A 23,962-nucleotide genomic window follows, 5' to 3' on the forward strand; every position below is an offset into this window, starting at 1 on the left:
GTAAACCACCTGGAAGGGCACTGATGCGCGAGTTCGAAGTTCCGGCTTCTTACACAATCCCGGCTGACGCGAACAATTCCGACAACGTCTTCCGGCACGCGGAACAGTCGCCTGACGCGGTCCTGTTCAACGTGCCGAACGGCAACGGCGACTTCACCGATGTGACCGCCGCGGAATTCGCGAAGGCCGTCACCGGCGTCGCGAAGGGCATTATCGCCTCGGGCATCGAAGTGGGCGACCGCGTCGCCATCATGGCCGCGACCCGCTACGAGTGGGCGCTCATCGACTTCGCCATCTGGGCCGCCGGTGGCTGCACCGTCGCGATCTATGACAGCTCGGCCGCCGAGCAGGCCAAGTGGATCCTGCAGGACTCGGCCACCAAGCTGCTGATCCTGGAGAACGCCAAGCACCAGGACACCATCGCGGAGATCGAAGACGGCGCGCTGCCCGGCCTGGCCGAGACCCTGCAGATCGACCAGGGCGCTGTCGACCAGCTCATCGCGCGGGGCGCGGACCTCGACGACAGCGTGGTGCACGAGCGCCGCAAGCAGGTCGGCGCGCAGTCGCCCGCCACCCTGATCTACACCTCCGGCACCACCGGCCGGCCCAAGGGCGTCGCGCTGACCCACGCGAACCTCTACGGCCAGTCCCGGTCCGACCGCATCGCGGCGGACAAGTTCATGGGCCCCGGCAAGAAGACCCTGATGTTCCTGCCCATGGCCCACGTGTTCGCGCGTGCGCTGACCCTGGCCTCCTTCGACGCCCGGGTGACCATCCGGTTCACCGCCGACTGGACCACCCTGGTCGACCAGTTCGGCGCCTACCGCCCGCACTACATCCTCGCCGTGCCGCGCGTGTTCGAGAAGGTGTTCAACAGCGCCAAGCAGAAGGCGCACGACGGCGGCAAGGGCAAGATCTTCGACGCGGCCGCCGCCACCGCCATCGCCTACAGCGAGGCCGTCGACAACGGCGGCGCGGGCCTGGTGCTCAAGCTCAAGCACACGCTGTTCGACAAGCTCGTCTACAGCAAGCTGCGCACCGCGCTCGGCGGCCAGTGCGAGGCCTCGGTCTCCGGCGGCGGCCCGCTCGGCGCGCGCCTGGGCCACTTCTTCCGGGGCGTCGGCGTCACCATCTACGAGGGCTACGGCCTCACCGAAACCACCGCCGCGGTCACCGTGAACACCCCCGAGAACATCCGGGTCGGGTCGGTCGGCAAGCCCACCGAAGGCCACGCGGTCAAGATCGCCGAGGACGGCGAGCTGCTGCTCAAGGGCTTCTCGGTGTTCGGCGGGTACTGGCAGAACGACGAAGCCACCGCGGAGTCGTTCGCCGACGGCTGGTTCAAGACCGGCGACCTCGGCGCCATCGACGGCGACGGCTACGTCACCATCACCGGCCGCAAGAAGGAAATCATCGTCACCGCGGGCGGCAAGAACGTCTCCCCCGCCGTGCTCGAGGATTCGCTGCGCGCGCACCCGCTGATCAGCCAGGTCATGGTGGTCGGCGACGGCCAGCCCTTCATCGGCGCCCTGATCACCCTCGATCCGGAAGCCCTGCCCGGCTGGAAGGAACGCAACGGCGTTTCCGCCGAGACCCCGATCGAGCAGTTGATCGAGAACGCGGCCCTGGTCGCCGAGGTCGATGCCGCCGTCGCGGAGACCAACCACAAGGTCTCCAAGGCCGAGGCCATCAAGAAGATCCGCATCCTCCCGGTCGACTGGACCCAGGAGACCGGCGAACTCACCCCGAAGATGTCGCTCAAGCGCAACGTGGTGATGAAGCAGTACGCCGCGGACGTGGACTCGATCTACAACTGAGATAGCTCCCGCGAGAAGGCGCTGCCGGTGACACGTTCACCGGCAGCGCCTTTCGCGTATCGGCGGCAGCAGTAGGCTCGGGCCATGGCCGAACTGCGATTTCGGGTGGTTGCGGGGATCCTTGCCGCGGGGCTGACGCTCGGCGTGGCCGAGTTGGTCGCCGCGTTCATCGGGGCGGACAGTGCCCCGCACGTCGTGCTCGGCTCGACCGTCATCGACCACACGCCGGATGGGTTGCGGGAGTGGGCGATCCAGACGTTCGGCACCAATGACAAAGCGGTGCTGTATCTGTGCATGGCGGTTGTCGCGGCGGTCTTCGCCGGAATCGCTGGGGCGATCGAACGTACCGAGCGGGCGGCCGGGTCGATCCTCCTGGGCCTGTTCGGGGTGCTGGTCGCCGTGATCGCGGTGGGACGTACCGGGCTGTCGGGCGCGCTGCCGACGGTGCTCGGGGTGGGGGCCGGGATCTACGCGCTGCGGGTGCTGACCGCGATGGTGGACGACGTCGAGAATGCCGCCGCAGCAGCACAATCCGAGGCCGGTGAATACGGTGCGGCCGACAGCGCTCCCACCCCAGCACAATCCGATGCCTCTGCCACACACCCGCGCGAGACTGGCGTCGTCCCAGCACAATCGAACAACACAGACTCGCACGCGAACGCGGTCCCCTCAGCACGACCCGAGGGCCGCCTAGCGCGGGTACCGGTCGCACCCCAGGTCGCGCTGCCGGAACGGCGGACATTGTTACGCGGCATCCTGATCACCGGTGGGCTGGCGGTGGCGGCCGGGGTCGGTGGGCGCCTGCTCGGATTGCAGCGCGCCGACGTGTCGGCGGAGCGTGCGGCCGTGCAACTCCCGCAACCCAGTGGGCCGCCGATTTCCCTTGCGCCGGAAGCGGATCTGAAGATCCCCGGCCTGACCCCCTACCTGACCCCGAACTCGACCTTCTACCGGATCGACACCGCGCTCACCGTGCCGCAGGTGTCGATCGAGGACTGGTCCCTGCGGATCCACGGCATGGTCGATCGCGAAATCCGCATCAGCTGGGCAGATCTCGCCAATCGCACCGCGATCGAGCGGCTGGTCACCCTGGCCTGCGTCTCGAACCCGGTCGGCGGCGACCTCATCGGCAACGCCCTCTGGCGCGGCTACCGCCTCGACGAACTCCTCGCCGAAGCGGGCCCGCACCCCGACGCCGACATGGTGCTGTCCACCTCCAAGGACGGCTGGACCTGCGGCACACCCCTGACCGCCCTCACCGACGGCCGCGACTCCCTGCTCGCCGTCGGCATGAACGGCGAACCCCTCCCGGTCTCGCACGGCTACCCCGCCCGCCTGGTCGTCCCCGGCCTCTACGGCTACGTCTCGGCCACCAAATGGGTCACCGACCTCGAGGTCACCCGCTTCGATCGCGCCACCGCCTACTGGACCCGCCGCGGCTGGTCCGCGCAGGGCCCCATCAAAACCGCCTCCCGCATCGACACACCACGCAACCGCGCCCGCCTCTCGGCCGGTCGCATCCCCATCGCGGGCGTCGCCTGGGCCCAGCACCGCGGCATCACCGCCGTCGAAGTCCAAATCGACAGCGGACCATGGCAACCCGCCCGCCTCTCGGCCGACCAATCCATCGACACCTGGCGCCAATGGGTCTACGACTGGGACGCCACCCCCGGCCCCCACACCCTGCGCGCCCGCGCCATCGACAGCACCGGCCAACCCCAGACCGCCGAGTTCCAGGACGTCATCCCGGACGGCGCCACCGGGTATCCGTCGGTCAACGTCCAGGTCAGCTGAGCTGGATCTTCAGTCACCGATCATGCGCGGCCGTTGTCGAGTGGCACCGAACCGATCGGCTGCCAAGCACCGCCGATGTGCTCTCGCCACAGGCCCAGGGCATCGAACCGGAACACCGGCGGCGGCGCGACGGCGAGCGCTGCCTCGGCTTCGGCGAGCACGCCCGCGCTGTGCTGTCCCGGCATGGCGATCGTCAGGTGCGGATGGGGCTCGGTGAATTCCCCTCCGTAAGGCGGGCATTCGGGAAAAGCGGCGAATACCGAGCGCAATAGTTCGCGCACCCGGTCGAATGGTTCGGGACGCAGCCAGACCGTCCCGTTCGGGAACCGACCGGCAGCGGGAAAGATGATCTCGAAGGGGTCGACATCGGCGATCGCATCCCGCAGCCGCTGGACATCCCGCGCACTCGGCTCCGCCAGCCAAGGCACCAGCACACTGATGTGCGGCGGAACGATCTCGGTCAACGGAACACCGGGGCACTCCGACCAGTAGGACACCGAACGCCAACGATCCGTGAAATCCGCGAGTTCGGGAACGGCGATCAGGATGGCGGTCCGGCGGATCAACTCGCTCACATGGTCATCGTCCCACCGCTACTCGTCCGCTGCGGCCGAAGGCGGGTCAGTCGCCGAGCATTCCGGGCTTGGCCGGGGCGTCGGTGTGGCCGTCCGGAGCGGAGCGGCCATGGCTGACGAACAGGGCGGACGCGAGCACGCCGACCAGAAGGATCGCGGCGGGCAGGAGCATCGATTGGCTGAGGGCGGCGCTGAACGCTTCCTTGACGGGTTCGGGGATGGGCCCTTGGCCCGCACCGCCTTCGGCGATCTTGCCGCTGCCGAGGCCGTGGGCGGCGACGCGGGCGGAGATGAGGGCGCTGATGGCGGCGCTGCCGAGGACCGAACCGACCTGGCGGGTGGTGTTGTAGACACCCGCGCCGGCGCCGGCCTGGTAAACCGGCAGGTTGTGGGTGGCGGTGGTGGCCAGCGGGGCCCAGATGCAGGCGTTGGCCAAGCCCGCGAAACCTGCTGCGATGAGATACCAGACCAGTGCGGTGTGCGGTTTCATCAAGGCGGAGAAGCTGAGGATCGACAGCGCGAACAGGGTGAAGCCGAAGGTCGGGATGAGGCGCGGGGGCAGTTTGTCGGAGAGTTTGCCGATCAGGGGCGCGCAGATGCCGGTAATGATCGCCATCGGCGCGAAGACCAGGGCGGAGCGGGTGGGTGAAAGTTCGCGTACCGCTTGCAGATAGAAGTAGGACGGCACCATCATGGCGGTGACCGCCGCGCCCATGGCGGCGATGGCCAGGTTGGACAGGCCGAAATTGCGGTCCCGGAACAGGGTCATCGGCAGCAGCGGTTCGCCGGTGTTGCGTTTCTGGTTCCAGACGAACGCCGCGAGCAGTATCAGGCCGGCCCCGATCATCAGCCGGATGCGGCCGTCCCAGTCGTAGTTGTTGCCTTCCTGAATGCCGAAGACCAGCAGGAACATTCCCGCACCGCTGAGCAGGATGCCGGGGACGTCGTACTTGTGCAGATGCGTCGGCAGGGCGGGCACCAGCCACAGCGCCAAGCCGAAGGCGATGATGCCGACCGGCACGTTGACGAAGAAGATCCACTCCCAGCCGCGCCAATCCACCAGGACGCCACCGAGAATCGGGCCGACCAGGGTGGCGAGGCCCGCCACGCCGCCCCACAGACCCATCGCCGCCCCACGCTTGTCCGGCGGAAAGGTCCGGGTGATCACCGCCATCGTCTGCGGCGTCATCAATGCCGCGCCGATGCCCTGCACCGCACGCCACAGGATCAACTGACCGATGGTCCCGGAAAGCCCGCAACCCAGTGACGCGGCGGTGAAGACCAGCAGCCCGACCAGGTAGACGTTCTTGGGACCGAAGCGATCTCCGAGCCGGCCGGTCACCAACAGCGGCACCGCGTAGGTGAGCAAGTACGCGCTGGTCACCCAGATCACCTGGGAGATATCGGCGTGGAACGCCTCCAGGATGGCCGGGTTGGCGACCGCCACGATCGTCATGTCCAGCAGGATCATGAAGAACCCGACCACCAGCGCGAACAGCGCGAGCCACGGATTGCGGTCGGTATCGGCAGCCACGGACATGGGTCGTTCCTTTCGACCGAGCAACGGTTAACCAGAACGTTGCTCAGCCTAGGTCAGCCGACCCGGAAAACCGCTCAGCCCGCTACCGGCTCCGGCTTCACCACCTTGTCCACCGGCGCCTTCGCCCCGCGGCTGTGGCTGACGAACAGCGCCGTCGCGATCAGACCCAGGATCAGGATGCCAGCCGGTAGGAACATGGATTCACCGAGCGCGGAACTGAATTCGTCGCGGATCTGCGCGGGGAGCGCGGCCTGGCCCGCTGCGCCCTCGCCGACCGGCGCACCGCCGCCGAGCCCGTTCGCCGACAGCCGCGCCGCGATGAGCGCGCTGATAGCCGCACTACCCAGCACCGAACCCACCTGCCGGGTGGTGTTGTAGATGCCCGCGCCCGCACCGGCCTGATGCACCGGCAGGTTGTGCGTGGCGGTGGAGGCCAGCGGCCCCCAGATGAACGCGTTCGCCACACCGGCGAGAGCGGCCGCGACCAGGAACCAGACCAGCGAGGAGTCCGGCGCCATCAGCACCGCCCACCAGAACACCGCGACCGAGAACATGCCGAACCCGATGGTCGGAATGATCCGCGGCGCAACGTGATCGGAGAACTTGCCGACGAACGGCGACAGGATGCCGGTCACGATCGCCATCGGCGCGAAAATCAGCGCCGACTTGGTCGGCGACAGATCGCGCACCGCCTGCAGATAGAAGTAGGCGGGCACCATCAGCGCGGTGATCGCCGCGCCCATGGTCGCGATGGCCAGCGAAGACAGCGCGAAATTGCGATCCCGGAACAGCGTCAGCGGCATCAGCGGTTCGTCGGTATTGCGCGCCTGGTTCACCACGAACAGCGCCAGGAAGACCAGACCGCCGCCGATCAACAACCAGATGCGCGGCGACCAGTCATAGGTATTGCCCTCCTGCAACCCGAAGACCAGCAGGAACAGACCCACACCGCTCAGCACGATGCCCGGCAGGTCGTATTTGTGCTCGCGCGTCTCCAACGCCGGCACCAGCCACATGACCAGACCGAAGGCGATGATCCCGACCGGCACGTTGACGAAGAAGATCCACTCCCAGCCGAGCGAATCGATCAGTACGCCACCGAGAATCGGGCCGACCAGGGTCGCGAGCCCGGCCACGCCGCCCCACAGACCCATGGCCGCGCCGCGCTTGTCCGGCGCGAAGGTGCGGGTGATCACGGCCATGGTCTGCGGCGTCATCAGCGCGGCGCCGAGACCCTGCACGGCCCGCCACAGGATCAACTGGGCGATGGTCCCCGACAGACCACACCCCAGCGACGCGGCGGTGAAGACGACCAGGCCGATGAGGTAGATGTTCTTGGGGCCGAAGCGATCTCCGAGCCGGCCGGTGACCAGCAGCGGCACCGCGTAGGTGAGCAGGTAGGCGCTCGTCACCCAGATCACCTGGGAGACATCGGCGTGCAGCGCGTTCATGATCGCCGGATTGGCGACCGCGACGATCGTCATGTCCAGCAGGATCATGAAGAAGCCGACCACGAGCGCGCCGAGCGCCAGCCACGGATTACGTTGAGTTGGCATCGATTTCGCTCCAATCAAGGGTGCGGTCAGGGCAGCTGCGGCAGCTTGGCCGCGCGAGCGGATCGGCGGGGCGCCGGCGGCAGCTCGTCGAGCGCGAGATCACTGCCGGGCCAGGGATGTTCGGGTTCGGTGCGCCGGACACCGGTGACGGGATCGAATTCCTCCCACTCGAGTGCGCCGCTCTCCAGCTCCTCGATGAGGTTGGTGATCCACTCGACCTCGGCGCCGAGGTTGGCCTGCAAGTACTGCAGCACAAGCCAATACCGGCGCGGCACGGCGTGCGCCGTGGCCCACTCGCGCATCATCTTCAGGTCGGCGAGGTCGCTCCCGAGATGCTCGAGGCGCTCGCGCAACAACGCGACCACGCAGTGGCTCGGCAGGTTGTGCGCCTCCGCGATGGCCACCGGAAAGATCGGATACTCCGTCCCGGGCGACCGGAGAATCTCGGAGATCCTGGCGCGCATGGCTTTCCGGCCCGCGTCGGTGATCCGGTAGGTGGTGCGCTCGGGCCGATTACCCGCCCGCTCCACCCCCTCGGCCTGCACCAGTTTCTGCTCGGCCAGCCGCGCGACCGTGTGATACAGCGAGCCCGGCCGGACCTTCACCAGCAGTTCCTCACCCCGCGCGAGGAGCAGTTGATACATCTCGTAGGGATGCATGGGCCGCTCCTCCAGCAACGCGAGCACGGCGATCGCCAATGCCGTCACCGCGGGGCGCGCCTTGCCCTCCATCCGGTCTACCTCCAGCCCGATATGGTCCACTTCGAATACTCCACGTGGAATATACGGCGTGGAACACCAAGACCACAAGGGGCCGGGAACGCGGCAGCGCCCCGAATCTGCCTGTGGACTGCGGGTTTACAACTAGAGTGCGTGCGCGTCCAGCCAGGTCCGGGCCGCGTCACCCGGAGTTGTCCGGCCGTCACGGATTTCGCGGAGCATGGCGACGAGCTCTTCGGTGGTGAGCTCGCCCGCGACATAGTTCAGCTTCGTCAGCCGCGACTCGTCGAGGCTGCCCTTGCGTAAAACCGGCAGCACGTTCTGCGCGCGCAGCGCGTAATCGTCATCGGTGAGTACGGTCAACCCGGCCAGCGCGTCTGGCACCAGTGCGGCCGGGCCGGTCAGCAAACCGGCCTGAATCCGCCCGTCCAGCAAGGCTGCTCGCAGATCCTCGGCGTCGCGGAGGGTGATCGGCTGCGAAAAATCGCACCCGGTCACCTGGATCCGGTCGTCCGGCGCGCGCAGCACCGCGGGGACCGGGGCCGCCCCCGCCGCCGTTCCCGCGCAGCGTGGTTCGAGCCCTGCGATCGAGCGCACCTGGTCCCGCTCGGCCACCGTGACCGGAATCAGCACGCGCGGACGCATATCCGTGCCATCGGCGGCGTCGGCGACCACCAGCCCCTGCGGCAGCGAACTGTTCAGTGCCTGCGTCACTTCGGCCGGAGTGCGCGCCTTGGACCCGCTGTCGAGGAATGCGAGCAATTCACCGTTGTGCTCGCCGACCAGTGACACCGCGCCCGCATCGAGGGCCGCGAGATAGCCGGCACGGTCACCGAGCTGATTCTTGACCGACACCGGCAGACCGGTCCGCGCCAGTGCGCCCGCGTAAATTTCGGCGAGCAATCCCGATTCCGCCGAATCCCCGGCTCCGACCACGAAATCCGGCGCCGGCGCGGGCTCATCTCCGCAGGCCACAGCCATTGCGGCGACCGCGACGATCAGCACCCGGGTAAGCATCCGTCTCGGCACGGCCAGCACCATCCGGCGACCTCAACTCTCCGTAGTGAACAGGAACATCATGCAACGGGCAGTATGGACATCCAGAATGTACCGGTGGCCCCGTTCTTCGCCGCGGGCCACACGCTCGAGCACGCCTTGCCCGGAAGGACTCCCGTGAAAACCACGACCAATCCCGCCCCTCGGCGCTCGGCGCCGAGCCTGGCGCTACGCGCTGCCAGACTTGTCGCCGCCGCAATGGCGCTCGCTGTCGCCATGGTCCTGTCCGCCTGCGGCAATTCGGATCCACTGGGCAGCAAAGGAAGCTGCGAAGGCGACGGACTCGTCGTCGGCTCGGCGGATTTCCAGGAATCCGAGACCGTGGCCCACATCTACGCCGAAGTATTGCGGATCAACGGTTTCCAGGTGGATACGAGATTCCGCATCGGCAGCCGGGAAGCCTACATTCCGGCGTTGCGCAGCTGCGCGATCTCGGTGGTCCCCGAATACACCGGCAATCTCCTGCAATATCTGGACAAGAACGCCACCGCCGCTACCTCCGCGGATGTCGACAAGGCCCTGACCGGCGTGCTCGGCGACGAGCTCGCCATCGCGAAGCCGGCCCCGGCGCAGGATTCCGACGCGGTGGTCGTGACCAAGGCCACCGCCGAGAAGTGGAATCTGACTTCCATCGGTGACCTGGCCCCGCATTCGGCCGAGGTGAAGTTCGGCGCCCCCGCGGAATTCGCCGAACGCGCCGGCGGCCTGCCCGGCCTGAAGAAGAACTACGGCCTGGATGTCTCGCGCGCCAATTTCGAGGCGATCGCCGACGGCGGCGGCCCCGCCACGGTGCGCGCGCTGGTCGAGGGCCAGGTCACCGCCGCCAATATCTTCACCACCTCCCAGGCCATTCTGGAGAACAACCTGGTGGTGCTCGCGGATCCGAAGAACAACTTCCCCGCGCAGAATGTGGTGCCGCTGTTCAACGCCAAGAAGAAGACCGACAAGGCGGCCAAGGTGCTCGACGCCGTGTCGGCCAAGCTCACCACCGAGGGACTGCTGAAACTCAACGAGGCCGTTTCGGGTAAGACCAAGACCGAACCCAAGGCGGCCGCGCTGGAGTGGATTCGCACCCAGGGGCTCGACAAGCCCGTCAGTTAGGAGTTTCCCGGTGTCCGATATCGAATTCCGTGGGATCGGCAAGATCTACCCGGACGGTACGCAGGCCGTCACCGACCTGGATCTGCTGATCCCCTCCGGGTCGTTCACCGTGTTCGTCGGGCCGTCCGGGTGTGGCAAGACCACCTCGATGCGGATGATCAACCGGATGATCCAGCCCTCCAGCGGCTCGATCACCGTTGACGGACAAGATATTTCGCGGATCGACCCGGTGAAACTGCGGCTCGGTATCGGCTACGTCATCCAGAGCGGCGGCCTGCTGCCGCACCGCACGGTGCTCGACAACGTCGCGACCGTGCCGGTGCTGCGCGGTGATTCGCGCAAGGCCGCCCGGGCCGCCGCGCTGGAGGTACTCGACCGCGTCGGGCTGGATCGCGAACTGGCGAAACGGTATCCGGCGCAGCTCTCCGGCGGCCAGCAGCAGCGGGTCGGTGTGGCCCGGGCGCTGGCCGCCGATCCGCCGATCCTGCTGATGGACGAACCGTTCAGCGCGGTCGACCCGGTGGTGCGCGCCGAGTTGCAAGCCGAAATGCAAAGGCTGCAAGCGGAATTGCGCAAGACCATCGTGTTCGTCACGCACGATATCGACGAGGCGATCACGCTCGGTGACAAGGTCGCGGTGTTCGCGCGCGGCGGCGTGCTGCAGCAGTACGACACACCGCGGGAGGTATTGGCCCAGCCCGCAACGGATTTCGTCGCCGATTTCGTCGGTCACGATCGCGGTTACCGCGGGCTGTCGTTCCGGACCGCGCAGGGCGTGCCGCTGCACGAGATCCGGACCGCGACCGCGGATCAGGTCAAGGAACTCCGGCTCGAACTCGGCGACTGGGTGCTGGTGGTCGAGGAGGCCGGCAAGCCGGTCGGCTGGGTCGACGTGACCGGCGTGGAGACGATGCGCGCCGGCAGCGAACTGGCGCAGTGCATGTCCGCGGGCGGCTCGCTGTTCACACCCAGCGGCGATCTGCGTCAGGCCATGGACGCTGCGATTTCCTCACCGTCGGGAATCGGTGTGGCAGTAGATGATTCGGGCGCGGTGCGGGGCGGCGTACTGGCTACGGAGGTGCTCCAGCTGCTCGCCGATCAGCGCGCCGCCGAGGACGCCGAACGCAATCGCCAAGCCTACGAGCACGGCATGACCAAGGATCCGGCGTGAAGTACCTGATCGACAACTTCGCCGACATCATGGCTTTGACGAGAACCCATGTGAAATTGGCGCTGCTGCCGCTGCTGATCGGTTTGGTGATCGCCATTCCGGCGGGCGCTGTGATCCGCCGGGCGCCGCTGCTGCGCAAAATCACCACGGCGGTATCCAGCCTGGCGTACACCATTCCGTCGCTGGCACTGTTCGTCATCATTCCACCGCTGGTGGGCATTTCGACGATCGATCCGCTCAATGTCATCATCGCGCTCGCCCTGTATTCGACGGCGCTGCTGTTGATCGCGGTGCCCGCGGCCCTGGATTCGGTGCCCGCCACCGTGCTCGACGCGGCCGATGCCGTCGGCTTCAGCCCGCTGCGCCGCACGCTGACCGTCGATATGCCGCTGGCCATTCCGGTGTTCCTGTCCAGTCTGCGGGTCATCGCGGTCACCAATATCGCCATGGTTTCGGTGGGCGCGCTGATCGGCAGCGGCGGCCTCGGCGTGCTGTTCACCCAGGGTTATCAGCGCGACTACACCGACGAGATCGTCGCGGGCATCATCGTCACGCTGGCGCTCGCCCTGATCGTCGACCGTGTGCTCTATGCCCTCGGGCGCTGGGGCACACCGTGGGTCCGCACCGCGAAAGGCGCCGGGGTATGAATCTTTTCCTCGAGGCTTGGCAATACCTCACCGACGGCGCCAACTGGTCCGGGCCGACCGGGATCACCCAGCGCATCCTGGAACACCTCTGGTACAGCTTCCTCGCCGTCGCCGCCTCGGCCCTCGTCGCGATCCCGCTGGGTCTGGTCATCGGCCACACCCGCCGCGGCTCGGCCCTGCTGGTCGGCTTCGCCAACGCCATGCGCGCCCTGCCCACCCTCGGCCTGCTCACCTTCCTGGTGCTGCTGCTCGGCCTCGGCCTGATCCCACCCCTGCTCGCCCTCGTTACCGTCGGCATCCCGCCACTGCTCGCGGGCGCCTACGCGGGCATCGCCAACGTCCCCGCCGACGTGGTCGACGCTTCCCGCGCCATGGGCATGACCGAACGCCAGATCCTGTTCCGCGTCGAAGTCCCCAACGCCCTGCCGATCATCCTGACCGGCCTGCGCGGCGCCACCCTCCAGGTCGTCGCCACCGCCACCATCGCCGCCTACGTCAACCTCGGCGGCCTGGGCCGCTACATCTTCGACGGCATCGGCCTCTACCGCTACGACCGCGTCCTCGTCGGCGCCCTCTTGGTCGCCATCCTGGCAATGGCCCTTGACGGCCTCCTCGCCCTCGCGGTCTGGGCCGCCGCCCCCGGCACCGGCCGCCTACGCCGCACCCGCCCCCTCCCGATCACCTCGGCCGGAATCCTCCAGCCCACGAACTGAACCGACGACAAAGGGCCCCGTTCCATTCGGAACAGGGCCCTTTGTTCAGCGAACGCGGCTGTTACGCAACACCCTCGGCACGCGCGGCGGCGGCGACGGCCTCGGCGACGGCCGGGGCGACGCGGGGGTCCAGCGGGCTGGGGACGATCTTCTCCGGGCCCAGCTCGTCGGCGACGACGCTCAGGATGGCGTCGGCGGCGGCGATCTTCATGCCCTCGGTGATGCGGCGGGCGCCGGCGTCCAGGGCGCCCTTGAAGACGCCCGGGAAAGCGAGCACGTTGTTGATCTGGTTCGGGAAATCGCTGCGGCCGGTGGCCACGATCGAGGCGTACTTGCGGGCCACCTCGGGGTGGATCTCCGGATCCGGGTTGGACATCGCGAACACGATCGACTCCGGGGCCATCGAGGCGATGAGCTCCTCGGCGATCAGACCGGCCGACAGGCCCAGGAACACATCGGCGCCGGCCAGCGCCTCGGCCGCGCCACCGCTCAGGCCGCGCGGGTTGGTGCGCTGCGCCAGTTCGGCTTTCACGCCGTTGAGGTCGGAGCGCTCCCTGGCGACGATGCCCTTGGAGTCGAGCACGGTGACATCCTTGACGCCCGCGGCGAGCAGGATGTTGGTGCAGGCCACACCCGCCGCGCCGGCGCCGGACACCACGACCTTGAGGCCGTCGATGGCGCGACCCTGCACCTTGGCCGCACCGTTGAGCGCGGCCAGCACCACGATGGCGGTGCCGTGCTGGTCGTCGTGCATGACCGGGCAGTCCAGCGCCTCGATGAGACGCTGCTCGACCTCGAAGCAGCGGGGAGCGGAGATGTCTTCCAGGTTGACCGCGCCGAAGCTCGGGCGCAGCCGGATGATCGTCTCCACGATCTCGTCGACATCCTTGGTGTCGAGCACGATCGGGATCGAGTTCAGGTCGGCGAACTTCTTGAACAGCGCCGCCTTGCCCTCCATCACGGGCAGCGAGGCGCGCGGGCCGATATCGCCGAGACCGAGCACCGCGGTGCCGTCGCTGACCACGACCACCAGGCGGTCGGTCCAGGTGTACTGCTTGGCCATCGTCACGTCCTGCGCGATGGCGCGGCTCACCTGGGCGACGCCGGGGGTGTAGGCGATGGAAAGGTCGCGCTGGGTTTCCAGCGGCGCCGCGAGTTCGACCGAGAGTTTGCCGCCGAGATGGCCTGCGAAAATCTCTTCCTGGGTGATTTCGGAAAGGGCCGCAGTGGCATTCGGTGCGTCAGTCACAGGTGACACGATTTCACTCCTGCTCGGGTGGGGCAATCCAGGGGGACGGTTACCGCCGGGTAATTGGTATTAGGTGGTGCAGCACACCGAGTGCGCGCACCGGTATGTTTCGATTCCTCAGGGATTCTTGCTTATTACCCGGCGGTATCGAAATGTGTTGTGGCGCTGCTGACTCTCGGCGGTGTCCGCGGCGGCTCGCGTGGTTACGCAGGCTGCCGCCTCCCGTGACTCTCGGGGTGCGACGGTGCGTCGCGCGGCGGAGATCACCGTTGTTCCCGAACCCGGCGGTGGCGGAGCGGGGAATCCGCAACATTCTGCCAGCCGGCCCGATGACATGCCAAACCGGTGTGATGAAACTCCGGTGCTGCGCCATCATCCGAGGGTAGGACCCGGGAATTACCCCTACGTAAGGGGAAACTCGCAGCCCGGACCGGTTCGGATGTGAGAGACCCGACGAACGGCAGGGACCGGTCTGTGCGGACCGACCTCAGCTGGCCACCGCACCGGAGGGAACGCCGGCCGGTTCCGTGCCCGCTGTCCGCGCGACGGCAAGCACCGATTTCTGACCTGAAGTCCGGCGCACGCCGGGATCGAGTTCGACGTCCGCGCCGCCCGCCCACCCGTCCGGCCTGCGGCCCAGCGGCACCGGCACCTCGGCGGCGGGCACGACCGCCACCGGCGCGGCCGGACGTGCGACATCGGTGCGCACCCAGATGCGGTCGAGTCCGCCCGAGGTCAGCCGCACCCGCCAATCCGCGCCGGCCTCCGGATGATCGGTGCGCTGGTGCATGCCGCGGCTCTCGGTCCGCGCCAGCGCGCTGTACTTCGTCCACCGGGCGACCGCCAGCAGCGCCGCGGCCTGCCGGGCCGATAGTCGGTCCGCGCCGGCGCCGCCGAGGTCGAATTCCGCGCCCGGCCACATCGCGTCGAGTTCGGCGATGCTGTCGCGCAGGCTGCCCGCACTGCGCCAGTAGCTGCGGCGCAGCGGCAGCGTGTGCTCCTGGACCAGGCCGATGACGGCGCGCGGGTCGATCCGCGCCCGGGTGCTCAACCCCGCACCCGGCACCGGCCGAACCGGTCCCGGTGTGCCGCGTTCCTGGGCGAATCGGGCCGCACCCGCACCCGCCCACACGCCGGAGGCGATGGCCCAGGACCCGCCCTGCCCGCCGAAACCGCTGGCCGCGCCGGTAATCGGCTCCCGGGTGGCGGCGTCGCCCGCGGCATAGAGCCCGGGGACGGTGGTGGCGCACTCCGGTGCGGTCAGCAGCAGCCCGCCGGTCCCGCCGACGGTGCCGCCCAGCACCGGGCGCAGCAGCACCCGGGCGGCTGTCGCGTCTACGCCCTGCTGCGACAGCCAATTGCGCGTATGCGCGGGCAGGTCGTCGAGCGCGGCGTAGACGCGACGGCCCTGTCCGATCGCGGCGAAGGCCGCCGGGTGGTCGCTGAGCACGGCGCCGGTCTCGTCGTAGAGCTTCTCGAACCGCATCGCGTGCGCCGGTGCGCCAGAGACCGGCGCCAGCCCGTAGGCGCTGGAAAATTCCATGCCCGACAGCTGCGCACCCGCTTCGGCGGCCAGCAGAAGCCCGTCGCCGGTGTTCCCCTCGGTCCCTGCGCCACCGGAGCGGAACGCACAGCCACCGGTCGCCACCACCACCGCGCCCGCATGCACGGTCCAGCCGCGATATCGGTGCTGCAGTCCGGTCGCCCCGCCCACGACCCCGTCCCGATCGACGAGCAGCTGCAGCGCCGGATGGTGGTCCAGAACCAGTACCCCGGCTTCCCGCAGCCGGCGGCGCAGCCTGCGCAGATAGCTCGCCCCGCCGAGGCGGACCCGCGTGCCGCAGAGTTCCGCGGGAAAGCGATGACCCCAGCGCGTCAGCTGATCGACGCGCCGATGGGTCTCTTCCAGCATCCGGTGCATCCAGTCCGGATCCCCCAGATCGCCGCCCTGCTCCACGGCCTGCCGCACCGCCTCGTCCCGAGCGGGACCGGGCGGAATGTTCCACAGCGTGCTCACCCCGGAGGCGGTCGGGCCACTGGCCCCACAGCGCCCCTTGTCGACCAGCACCACGCGGGCGCCGGCCGCGGCGGCCGAGAGGGCGGCCCAGGCTCCGGCGGGACCTCCGCCGAGAACCAGTACGTCCGTCTCGATCGCACTCACAGAAGAAATATTCGGCCACAATTCATCCGGCCGCAACCGGAGCTGATAACTATTGCGCTTTTATCAGCTCCACCACTGAGTCCACAGCAATAAACCAGAGGCCACAAAAACAACCATCGATCCAGAAAATGCGAGCAAACCCCGACGCCGGTCGGCAAAAACTTGCGCCGAAATAACAACGACCGAAGTCCCCACATGCCAGGCGATGGATTCCCCGCCCGGACCGGGAAAGCCACGCCGGTCCCCGATGACCGCGGTGGCGACCACCACCAGCATCAGCACGAAGGTCCCCGCGGCGACCAAACCACTGAACCCGCGCAGCGCCCTCATCGAGAGACCACCGCCACCCCGCTTGCTTTGCCGACGAGAGCCTCGAATTGCGCCGGGTCGGTGGTGAACTCGCCGAGCCGGATGGTCTTGTTGGCGCCGTGGTAGTCCGACGAGCCGGTGCTGAGCAAGCCCAGTTCGGCGGCCAGATCACTGAGGACGGCCCGGTCGGCGGCACTGTGATCGGGGTGATCGATCTCCAGCCCGCCCAAGCCCCGGGTGGTCAGATCGCGAATATCGTCGAGGGCGAGCATGCGACCGCGCTTGCGGGCCCGCGCGTGCGCGAGGACGCTCACACCGCCCGCGGCCGCGATCATCTCCACCGCGCGGCGCAGCGGGGTGTCGGCCTTCTCCGCGTAGTAGCGGCCATGCGGGGCGAGCAGATCGGTGAACGCGGCATCGACCGTCGGCACCACGCCCGCATTGACGAGGGCGCGCGCCAGGTGCGGCCGACCCGCAGAGGCGCCGGCCGAGGCCAGCACGGCATCGGGATCGATGGGCAGGCCGTCGGCGGCCATCCGCTCGGCCATGGCCCGCAACCGGTCCACCCGTTCGGCACGCAGGCGTTCGCGCTCCTCGGCGAAACTGCTGTCGGCCGGGTCGAAGAGATAGGCCAGCAGGTGCACCGGCACCGGCCAGCCGTCCTCACCGAGACCGACGCACGACATCTCCATGCCCCGCACCAGCGTCAGGCCCGCCGGCAGCGCATCGACCGCCTCGGCCCACCCGGAGGTGGTGTCGTGGTCGGTGATCGCCACGACGTCGAGACCGGCCGCGGCGGCATTGCGCACGAGTTCGGCCGGGGTGTCGGTGCCGTCGGAGGCGTTCGAGTGGGTGTGGAGATCGATGCGCACGTCATCAGTCATACCGTGCGGGGAAGGTTTCGGTGATCACCGGTATGCGGCTGTTACAGACGTAGCATCGGATTCGTGCCGTCTATCCCACCGCTACCGTCATTCCGGACCCAGCCGCGCACGGGTGCGCCGCTGCCACGCATTCCGGTGCCGACCGCACGCGCGGTGGTCGACTGCGGCGTCTACGTCGACGGCAAACGTTTGCCGGGCCACTACGGCCACAAACAGGCCATCGCCGAAGTACGTTCCCGGGGCACAGGGTTCGTCTGGATCGGCCTGCACCGGCCGGACGCGGCTCAGATGGCCGATATCGCGGAGACCTTCGACCTGCATCCGCTGGCCGTCGAGGATGCGGTGCACGCCCGGCAGCGGCCCAAGCTCGAACGCTACGACGACACCCTGTTCCTGGTGATGCGCACCGTGCTCTATGTCCCGCACGAGATGAACTCGGTCAGCGAGATCGTGGAGACGGGCGAGATCATGGTGTTCACCGGGGCCGACTTCGTGGTCACCGTGCGCCACGGCGATCACGGCGAATTGACCGGCGTGCGTAGCACTTTGGAGAAACAACCGGAGCTGCTCGCCCTCGGCCCCGGCTCGGTGCTGCACGCCGTCGCCGACCACATCGTCGATTCCTACATCGACGTCTCCGAAGCCGTCGAGAACGATATCGACGAGATGGAAGAGTACGTCTTCACCCCGAACAACCTGGTCACCATCGAGGCGATCTATCAGCTCAAGCGCGAGGTGGTGGAGCTGCGACGCGCGGTGTCGCCCTTGCAGATTCCGCTGCAGATGCTCAGCCAGAACCCGGATACGCCGCTGCCCAAGGAGATTCGCCGCTACATGCGCGATGTGGCCGATCACCACACCGCGGTCAATGATCGGATCGCCGACTACGACGAGTCTTTGAGCGAACTGGTTTCCGCGGCCCTGGCCAAGATCGGCGTGCAGCAGAACACCGACATGCGCAAGATCTCCGCATGGGTGGCCATGGCAGCGTGGCCCACCATGGTCGCGGGCATCTACGGCATGAACTTCGACTTCATGCCGGAATTGCATCAGCCGTGGGGCTATCCGCTGATCTGGGGAATCATCCTCACCGGGTGCACCGTGCTGTATATCAATTTCCGCCGGAACAAGTGGATGTGAAACCTACAGCGACGCAGCGCCTCTGGCCGGATCGTGCACATCGATCCCGGCCTCGGCCCAGGCCTCGCGCAGGGCTTGTGCACCCCGCACCCGCACCCAGGCCGCCTCGGTCGCGGTGACCGGGGTGACCGTGAGATAGCGCACCGGCTCGGCCGGATCGGGCAGCACGACTTCGGGAATCGCGCTGTCGCCCAGCAGCACCGCGGTGAACGGGGAATTCACCCACAGCGACTCCCCCAGATCCAGCAGCGCATCCGCTTGCAGCACAACACCTTCCACCGCGGGCGTGGCGGCCAGCACCCCGAGCGAGCGGGCCAGCCCGGACGCCGCGCCGGTTCCCGACCGCAGGGTGAGCACCAGCTCGGCGCGCGGGCCGCGCACCGGGTCGGCCAGCACGTCGCCCGGATCGCCCATCGGCGTACGGGATCCGCCGAGCGTCGCGTAATGAACCAGATCACCGTCCACGATCCGCAGGATCTCGATCGGCTCCAGCCCGAGGAACGTCACCGAGGCCGAATCGACTCCCTTGGCATCCACACCGAAGTGTTCGAGCACCCCGGTGCGGACCTTCTGCACCACATCCATGCTCAGATGGCCAGTCGCGCCAGCATGTCGCGGGCCTGCTCGGCCGACTTCGGGTCGCACAGCACGTCGTAGCGGCCTGCCACCAACTGCATGGTGGAGGCGAAATCGCGCTGCCCCTTGGTCGCGGCGTACGGGATGGCCGTGGTGATCAGGCCGAAGATGATGCCGCCGATCAGACCGACCGCCAGCGGCGCCAGCGAGCTCTTGTCCTCCGGCGTGAACAGGCTCAGCAGCAGGCCGATGAACAGACCCAGCCAGGCTCCGCTGGCGATACCGCCGCCGATGACCTTGCCCCAGGTCAGCCGGTACAGCACCCGCTCGACCTGCATCAGGTCGACGCCGACGATCGTCACGTCCTGCACCGAGAAGTTGTTGTCGGCCAGGTAGTCCACGGACTTCTGCGCCTCGGCATAGGTCGGGTAGGAGCCGACCGGCCAGCCCGACGGCGGCGTCGGCAGACCTTGACCACGGCGGTTCGCGTTCCCCAAGGGATTCGTCATATCTCTATTCTGCTGGTCCGACCGGTTGTCCGGTGATGTGAAACGCGGCTCTTCTCACAGAGAGCGTGTCATACCGGCCGCGCGGCCCTTCTCGGCGATCACCTGCGCCATCTTGGCGCTCGCCTCATCGATCATCTCGTCACCGAGCATGACCGCGCCGCGCGCCCCACCCTCGGCGGAGGTGTGGAAGGCGTAGGCCGCCAGGATTTCCTCGGCCCGGTCGTAATCGGCCTGGCGCGGGCTGAATATCTCGTTGCAGGCGTCGACCTGGCCGGGGTGCAGCACCCACTTGCCGTCGAACCCGAGCGCGGCGGTGCGCGCGGCGGCCCGCTTGAAGCCGTCGACATCGCGGACCTGCAGGTACGGGCCGTCGATGGCCTGCAGACCGTGCGCGCGGGCGGTGAGCAGGATCGTCATCAGGATGTGGTGATAGGCGTCCCCGGTGTCGTAGCCCTCGGGCTGTTCACCGACCACCAGGGTGCGCATGTTGATGCTGGCCATGAAATCCGCCGGGCCGAAGACCAGCGCCTGCACCCGCGGGCTCGCGGTGGCGATCTCATCGATATTGCGCAGCCCCATGGCGTTTTCCAGCTGCGGCTCGATGCCGATCCGGCCCACCTCGAGCTCCTGAGCCATCTCCAGCTGGGTGAGCAGCAGATCCAGCGCACGCACCTGACCCGCGTCGGTGACCTTCGGCAGCAGGATCGCATCGATCTCCGCGCCCGCGCCTTCGATGACAGTGATCACATCGGCATAGGTCCACTGCGTGGTCCAGTCGTTGACCCGGACCACCTTGAGCTGGGAACCCCAGCCCGAATCCTTGAGCGCCGCCACGATATTGGCCCTGGCCTGCGCCTTGGCGACCGGCGCGACCGCGTCCTCCAGGTCGAGGAACACCTCGTCGACCGGCAGCCCCTTGGCCTTCTCGATCATCTTCGGGTTGCTGCCCGGAACGGCGAGCACGGAACGGCGGGGCTTCATGGAGAGCTCTTTCCCTTAGCCTGGCTACCATGGCAGCAACCAGGGTGTACGTCGCCAGGCTGGCCGGCCTGGTGGTGCTGGGACCGGACGGTGAGTCTATCGGCCGGATCCGTGACGTCGTCGTGGCCATCCGGTACGACCGGCAACAGCCCAGGGTGCACGGCCTGGTCGTCGAATTGCCCACCCGCCGCCGGATTTTCGTGCCGATGCTGCGGGTCACGGGCATCGAACCCGGCGCGGTGACACTCAATACCGGCACCGTCAGCCTGCGGCGATTCGCGCAGCGCGCCGGGGAACTGCTGGCCATGGCACAGATCGTGGACTCCGCGGTACGCGTCGACGACCCCGATCTGCCGGACCTCGCCGGAGTCGACGTGTTCGTCGTGGACCTCGCCATCGAACAGTCCAGAACCAGGGACTGGCTGGTAGCGCGAGTCGCGGTGCGCGGGCACCGGCGCCTCGGCCGCCGGCGCAGCGTGCACGTGGTCGACTGGTCGCGCGTCAGCGGACTCACCCCGTACGAGGTCGGCCGCCCCGGCCAGGATGTCACCCAGCTGCTGGCCCAGTTCGAAGGCATGCGCGCCCCCGATGTGGCGCACCTGCTGCGCGAGCTACCCGAGAAGCGCCGCATCGAAGTCGCCGAAGCGCTCGACGACGAACGCCTCGCCGATGTGGTGCAGGAACTCCCCGACGACGATCAGGTCGACCTGCTCGGCCATCTCGAAGTGGGCCGCGCCGCGGACGTGCTGGAGGCGATGGATCCCGACGATGCCGCCGACCTGCTAGGCGAACTCTCCACTGGCGAACGCGAATCGCTGCTCGCGCTGATGGATCCGGAGGAAGCCGAACCGGTGCGCCGGCTGCTCGTGCACTCCCCCGATACCGCCGGTGGTCTGATGACGCCGAAGCCGGTGATCCTGACCCCCGCCACCACCGTCGCCGAAGCGCTTGCCCGCGTGCGCAACCCGGACCTGACACCCGCGTTGGCGTCCATGGTCTTCGTGGTGCGCCCCCCGACCGCCACCCCGACCGGCCGCTATCTGGGCTGCGTGCATATCCAGCAGCTGCTGCGCGAACCTCCAGCGCATCTGGTCGGCGGCATTCTCGACTCCGATCTGTCCCCGCTGCGCCCCGAAGTGCCGCTGGCCGCGGTGACCCGCTACTTCGCCACCTACAACCTGGTCTGCGGTCCGGTGGTGGACGCGGAGAACCATCTGCTCGGCGCGGTCAGCGTCGACGACGTGCTCGACCACCTGCTGCCCGAGGACTGGCGCGAACAGGAACAGGCGATCGGGGAGGTCCGCATCCATGAGTGAGAAGCGGGTGAGCGAGAAGAGTTCGGCCAGACAGCGTCTGGAAACCCCGATGGAATCGCGTTTCCGATTCGATTGGGACGCGGAGGCTTTGGCACGCAGCAGCGAGCGTGTAGCCCGATTCCTCGGCACCGGAAGGTATCTGGCGATCCAGACCCTGCTGGTGATCGTCTGGATCCTGCTCAATGTGTTCGCGGTATCGCTGCGCTGGGATCCGTACCCGTTCATCCTGCTGAATCTGGCGTTCTCCACCCAGGCCGCCTACGCCGCGCCGCTGATCCTGCTGGCCCAGAACCGCCAGGACAACCGCGACCGAGTCTCGTTGGAGGAGGACCGGACTCGCGCAGCCCAGACCAAGGCCGACACCGAGTTCCTGGCCCGCGAACTCGCCGCCCTGCGGATCGCGGTCGGCGATGTCGCCACCCGCGACTACCTGCGCCGCGAACTCGAGGAGGTGCGCGAGGTGCTGGATCGGATCGAGGCCGCCGCCGGCACGGCCCAGCTCGACAAACCGAAGACACGCCGCAAGAAAACATCCGGGCGAAAGCAGGCACAAGGACCGATTTCGCCTTCAGTTGCTGACGATTGACCGGAAATGTGCACTGAATCACCTGACCGATGGGTAACCTAGACACCGTTGTCCCGAGGGGCGGGCGGGCAGGGGATGGCCCGGCCTCGCTCCCACCGACGTAGAGATTGGTGTGGCCGAATGCGCAGATCTGCCCCAATAACCGTGTCGGCCCTGGTCGTCGCGGGTCTCGTCGCTACCGGCTCGACCACTCAGTCCAGTACCGATACCGCCCCGCCCACCGCTCCGGAGGCGTTGCTCGCCACCTCGAAAGGCTTGGGCAACACCGCAGCCAACGACGCCGAGGCGCAACTGTCCCGGACAGTCGGTCTGCTTCCGGTCGCCCCGGAAACTCCCCGCAAACTGACAGCAATGACGCCGCCCTCCGATGGCGTGGCGCCGTTCGCGGGCTTGGTCCCGCTGCGCGATATCGCGCTGCCCGCCACCGGTGGCGCCCTCGGCATTCCGGAGATCGTGCTCGCCGCCTACCGCAATGCCGAACTGGCACTGGAATCCTCGGCGCCCGGCTGTGGTGTGTCCTGGAACCTGCTGGCCGGCATCGGCCGCATCGAATCCGGGCACGCCAGCAGCGGCCGCACCGACGCCGCGGGCACCACCGTCAACCCGATCTTCGGCCCCGCTCTGGACGGGACACTGCCCGGCAACGAGATCATCAAGGCCGCCGACGGCGGTTACGTGCGCGCGCTCGGGCCGATGCAGTTCCTGCCGGGCACCTGGAGCCTCTACGCCGCCGACGGCAACGGCGACGGCGTGTCCGATCCGCACAATGTCTTCGACGCGGCGCTGGCCGCCGGCAAGTACCTGTGCTCGGGCGGGATGAATCTGCGCGACCCGCAACAGGAATTGCGCGCGGTGCTGCGCTACAACAACTCGATGTCCTACGCCGCCAACGTGCTGAGCTGGTCGACGGCCTACCGCACCGGCGGCACCCCGAGCCAGGTCCCCATCACTCCCGGCCTGATCCCGCCCGGCACGGCTCCGATCCAGGCCGGCCCGGATATGGTGGCCGCCAACACCAAGCCACCCACCAGCACCGAGCAGCAGCCGCAGCAGCAGGCCCCGGCCGTGACACCGGCGGCGCCGACCGAGGTGATGATCTACCTCCCCGGCCTGCCGCCGATCCCGTGCGGCATCTTCTGCCCGGCCCCGGTCCCGCCGCCGGCCGATCAGTGTGTGGCCGAGTCGGTTCCGGCGCCGATGGCGCGTCCGGTCGAGCAGGCGGTGAACCCGAACGCACCGCAGACCTACGGCGCGGCCGAACCCGGCAACGCCGAACCGAAGCAGCCGGTGTGCACGCCCGCGCAGCCCGCCGAACAGGCCGCACCCGCCGCGCCCCCGCCACCACCCGCGCCCGCGCCTCCGCAAGCGGCGCAGGCCCCCGAGCCCGAGCTAGCCGAGCCGCCCGCGCCCGCTCCCGCGGAGCCCGCGCCGGTGGCCCCGCCCGCGATAACACTTCCATTCAATATCGTTATCCCGTTGCCCCCGGCCTGATTCCAAACATAAACACAGGTCACGAAGCAGTAACAAAAAGGTCTCGAATGCGGTAACCTCGTGTGGTCCAC

The 23,962-nt window shown here is 68.1% G+C and carries 22 protein-coding genes; 10 read left to right on the forward strand and 12 right to left on the reverse strand.

Annotated elements, in window-relative coordinates:
* The first annotated feature begins 23 nt into the window (after positions 1-23).
* The gene (locus IBX22_RS11595) at positions 24-1,817 is read left to right on the forward strand and encodes a long-chain fatty acid--CoA ligase (protein WP_194815279.1); all 1,794 of its coding nucleotides are present in this window, start codon (positions 24-26) and stop codon (positions 1,815-1,817) included.
* An 84-nt stretch (positions 1,818-1,901) separates the two neighbouring features.
* Positions 1,902-3,611 carry a molybdopterin-dependent oxidoreductase gene (locus IBX22_RS11600; protein ID WP_194815280.1) on the forward strand — a complete coding sequence of 570 codons (1,710 nt, stop codon included), beginning with the start codon at positions 1,902-1,904 and terminating at the stop codon, positions 3,609-3,611.
* Between the two features lie 20 nt (positions 3,612-3,631).
* Here the strand turns inward: IBX22_RS11600 and IBX22_RS11605 are convergent, their stop codons facing one another.
* From IBX22_RS11605 to IBX22_RS11625, 5 genes are all read right to left on the reverse strand, one after another.
* Positions 3,632-4,186: a 2'-5' RNA ligase family protein gene (locus IBX22_RS11605; protein WP_309234544.1), complete on the reverse strand. Its 555-nt coding sequence runs from the start codon at positions 4,184-4,186 to the stop codon at positions 3,632-3,634.
* Positions 4,187-4,232: 46 nt separating this feature from the next.
* Positions 4,233-5,726 carry an MDR family MFS transporter gene (locus IBX22_RS11610; RefSeq protein WP_194815281.1) on the reverse strand — a complete coding sequence of 498 codons (1,494 nt, stop codon included), beginning with the start codon at positions 5,724-5,726 and terminating at the stop codon, positions 4,233-4,235.
* A gap of 74 nt (positions 5,727-5,800) precedes the next feature.
* Positions 5,801-7,282: a DHA2 family efflux MFS transporter permease subunit gene (locus IBX22_RS11615; RefSeq protein ID WP_194815282.1), complete on the reverse strand. Its 1,482-nt coding sequence runs from the start codon at positions 7,280-7,282 to the stop codon at positions 5,801-5,803.
* 26 nt (positions 7,283-7,308) lie between these two features.
* A complete protein-coding gene (locus IBX22_RS11620) occupies positions 7,309-8,043 on the reverse strand; it encodes a helix-turn-helix transcriptional regulator (RefSeq protein ID WP_309234545.1) in 735 nt (244 codons plus the stop codon).
* Between the two features lie 102 nt (positions 8,044-8,145).
* Positions 8,146-9,030: a glycine betaine ABC transporter substrate-binding protein gene (locus tag IBX22_RS11625; protein WP_309234546.1), complete on the reverse strand. Its 885-nt coding sequence runs from the start codon at positions 9,028-9,030 to the stop codon at positions 8,146-8,148.
* Positions 9,031-9,255: 225 nt separating this feature from the next.
* Between IBX22_RS11625 and IBX22_RS11630 the strand changes: the two genes are divergently transcribed.
* Genes IBX22_RS11630 through IBX22_RS11645 form a run of 4 tightly spaced genes read left to right on the forward strand, consistent with a single transcriptional unit; the run spans position 9,256 to position 12,689 of the window.
* Positions 9,256-10,158, forward strand: coding sequence for an ABC transporter substrate-binding protein (locus IBX22_RS11630; RefSeq protein WP_228538754.1), 903 nt, complete (start codon positions 9,256-9,258; stop codon positions 10,156-10,158).
* Between the two features lie 10 nt (positions 10,159-10,168).
* The gene (locus IBX22_RS11635; RefSeq protein ID WP_194815285.1) at positions 10,169-11,329 is read left to right on the forward strand and encodes an ABC transporter ATP-binding protein; all 1,161 of its coding nucleotides are present in this window, start codon (positions 10,169-10,171) and stop codon (positions 11,327-11,329) included.
* Positions 11,326-11,976 (forward strand): ABC transporter permease, encoded by a 651-nt coding sequence (locus IBX22_RS11640; RefSeq protein WP_194815286.1) that lies wholly within the window; start codon positions 11,326-11,328, stop codon positions 11,974-11,976. The genes IBX22_RS11635 and IBX22_RS11640 overlap by 4 nt, the downstream gene beginning before the upstream one ends.
* A complete protein-coding gene (locus IBX22_RS11645; protein ID WP_194815287.1) occupies positions 11,973-12,689 on the forward strand; it encodes an ABC transporter permease in 717 nt (238 codons plus the stop codon). The genes IBX22_RS11640 and IBX22_RS11645 overlap by 4 nt, the downstream gene beginning before the upstream one ends.
* A gap of 61 nt (positions 12,690-12,750) precedes the next feature.
* Here IBX22_RS11645 and IBX22_RS11650 read toward each other — a convergent pair whose 3' ends face one another.
* The 4 genes from IBX22_RS11650 to IBX22_RS11665 all read right to left on the reverse strand — a co-directional run bounded on the left by IBX22_RS11650 (position 12,751) and on the right by IBX22_RS11665 (position 17,280).
* Positions 12,751-13,947, reverse strand: a complete 1,197-nt coding sequence (locus IBX22_RS11650; RefSeq protein ID WP_194815288.1) for an NADP-dependent malic enzyme — start codon at positions 13,945-13,947, stop codon at positions 12,751-12,753.
* A 478-nt stretch (positions 13,948-14,425) separates the two neighbouring features.
* A complete protein-coding gene (locus IBX22_RS11655; RefSeq protein ID WP_194815289.1) occupies positions 14,426-16,099 on the reverse strand; it encodes an FAD-dependent oxidoreductase in 1,674 nt (557 codons plus the stop codon).
* 63 nt (positions 16,100-16,162) lie between these two features.
* Positions 16,163-16,429: a hypothetical protein gene (locus IBX22_RS11660; RefSeq protein WP_194815290.1), complete on the reverse strand. Its 267-nt coding sequence runs from the start codon at positions 16,427-16,429 to the stop codon at positions 16,163-16,165.
* A complete protein-coding gene (locus IBX22_RS11665) occupies positions 16,426-17,280 on the reverse strand; it encodes a PHP domain-containing protein (RefSeq protein WP_194815291.1) in 855 nt (284 codons plus the stop codon). Before IBX22_RS11665 ends, IBX22_RS11660 begins: the two co-directional genes overlap by 4 nt.
* A 75-nt stretch (positions 17,281-17,355) precedes the next feature.
* Here IBX22_RS11665 and IBX22_RS11670 point away from each other — a divergent pair, with 75 nt between their 5' ends.
* Positions 17,356-18,432 (forward strand): magnesium and cobalt transport protein CorA, encoded by a 1,077-nt coding sequence (locus IBX22_RS11670; RefSeq protein WP_194815292.1) that lies wholly within the window; start codon positions 17,356-17,358, stop codon positions 18,430-18,432.
* A 3-nt stretch (positions 18,433-18,435) separates the two neighbouring features.
* Here IBX22_RS11670 and IBX22_RS11675 read toward each other — a convergent pair whose 3' ends face one another.
* From IBX22_RS11675 to IBX22_RS11685, 3 genes are read right to left on the reverse strand one after another with little or no spacing between them, the layout of a single operon-like run.
* Positions 18,436-19,017 (reverse strand): suppressor of fused domain protein, encoded by a 582-nt coding sequence (locus tag IBX22_RS11675; protein WP_194815293.1) that lies wholly within the window; start codon positions 19,015-19,017, stop codon positions 18,436-18,438.
* Between the two features lie 2 nt (positions 19,018-19,019).
* Entirely contained in the window at positions 19,020-19,517 is a 498-nt protein-coding gene (locus tag IBX22_RS11680; RefSeq protein ID WP_194815294.1) for a general stress protein, read from the reverse strand.
* A gap of 54 nt (positions 19,518-19,571) precedes the next feature.
* Complete coding sequence (locus tag IBX22_RS11685; RefSeq protein WP_194815295.1) at positions 19,572-20,498, reverse strand: CoA ester lyase; 927 nt, start codon at positions 20,496-20,498, stop codon at positions 19,572-19,574.
* A gap of 29 nt (positions 20,499-20,527) precedes the next feature.
* On the opposite strand from IBX22_RS11685, the gene IBX22_RS11690 reads away from it, so the two are divergent.
* From IBX22_RS11690 to IBX22_RS11700, 3 genes are all read left to right on the forward strand, one after another.
* Positions 20,528-21,814 (forward strand): magnesium transporter MgtE N-terminal domain-containing protein, encoded by a 1,287-nt coding sequence (locus IBX22_RS11690; protein ID WP_194815296.1) that lies wholly within the window; start codon positions 20,528-20,530, stop codon positions 21,812-21,814.
* Complete coding sequence (locus IBX22_RS11695) at positions 21,807-22,400, forward strand: DUF1003 domain-containing protein (protein ID WP_194815297.1); 594 nt, start codon at positions 21,807-21,809, stop codon at positions 22,398-22,400. Before IBX22_RS11690 ends, IBX22_RS11695 begins: the two co-directional genes overlap by 8 nt.
* A 120-nt stretch (positions 22,401-22,520) precedes the next feature.
* The gene (locus tag IBX22_RS11700; RefSeq protein ID WP_194815298.1) at positions 22,521-23,891 is read left to right on the forward strand and encodes a lytic transglycosylase domain-containing protein; all 1,371 of its coding nucleotides are present in this window, start codon (positions 22,521-22,523) and stop codon (positions 23,889-23,891) included.
* The last annotated feature ends 71 nt before the right edge of the window (positions 23,892-23,962 follow it).

The organism is Nocardia sp. XZ_19_385 (assembly GCF_015355755.1).
In the GTDB taxonomy this organism is placed as follows: domain Bacteria; phylum Actinomycetota; class Actinomycetes; order Mycobacteriales; family Mycobacteriaceae; genus Nocardia.

What these genes read in the sequence shown, in the direction of transcription:
- IBX22_RS11685 (WP_194815295.1), bottom strand. Translation starts at nt 20,498, where the DNA reads ATGAAGCCCCGCCGTTCCGTGCTCGCCGTTCCGGGCAGCAACCCGAAG.
- IBX22_RS11690 (WP_194815296.1), top strand. Translation starts at nt 20,528, where the DNA reads ATGGCAGCAACCAGGGTGTACGTCGCCAGGCTGGCCGGCCTGGTGGTG.
- IBX22_RS11595 (WP_194815279.1), top strand. Translation starts at nt 24, where the DNA reads ATGCGCGAGTTCGAAGTTCCGGCTTCTTACACAATCCCGGCTGACGCG.
- IBX22_RS11600 (WP_194815280.1), top strand. Translation starts at nt 1,902, where the DNA reads ATGGCCGAACTGCGATTTCGGGTGGTTGCGGGGATCCTTGCCGCGGGG.
- IBX22_RS11700 (WP_194815298.1), top strand. Translation starts at nt 22,521, where the DNA reads ATGCGCAGATCTGCCCCAATAACCGTGTCGGCCCTGGTCGTCGCGGGT.
- IBX22_RS11645 (WP_194815287.1), top strand. Translation starts at nt 11,973, where the DNA reads ATGAATCTTTTCCTCGAGGCTTGGCAATACCTCACCGACGGCGCCAAC.
- IBX22_RS11630 (WP_228538754.1), top strand. Translation starts at nt 9,256, where the DNA reads ATGGCGCTCGCTGTCGCCATGGTCCTGTCCGCCTGCGGCAATTCGGAT.
- IBX22_RS11680 (WP_194815294.1), bottom strand. Translation starts at nt 19,517, where the DNA reads ATGACGAATCCCTTGGGGAACGCGAACCGCCGTGGTCAAGGTCTGCCG.
- IBX22_RS11610 (WP_194815281.1), bottom strand. Translation starts at nt 5,726, where the DNA reads ATGTCCGTGGCTGCCGATACCGACCGCAATCCGTGGCTCGCGCTGTTC.
- IBX22_RS11675 (WP_194815293.1), bottom strand. Translation starts at nt 19,017, where the DNA reads ATGGATGTGGTGCAGAAGGTCCGCACCGGGGTGCTCGAACACTTCGGT.
- IBX22_RS11660 (WP_194815290.1), bottom strand. Translation starts at nt 16,429, where the DNA reads ATGAGGGCGCTGCGCGGGTTCAGTGGTTTGGTCGCCGCGGGGACCTTC.
- IBX22_RS11695 (WP_194815297.1), top strand. Translation starts at nt 21,807, where the DNA reads ATGAGTGAGAAGCGGGTGAGCGAGAAGAGTTCGGCCAGACAGCGTCTG.
- IBX22_RS11615 (WP_194815282.1), bottom strand. Translation starts at nt 7,282, where the DNA reads ATGCCAACTCAACGTAATCCGTGGCTGGCGCTCGGCGCGCTCGTGGTC.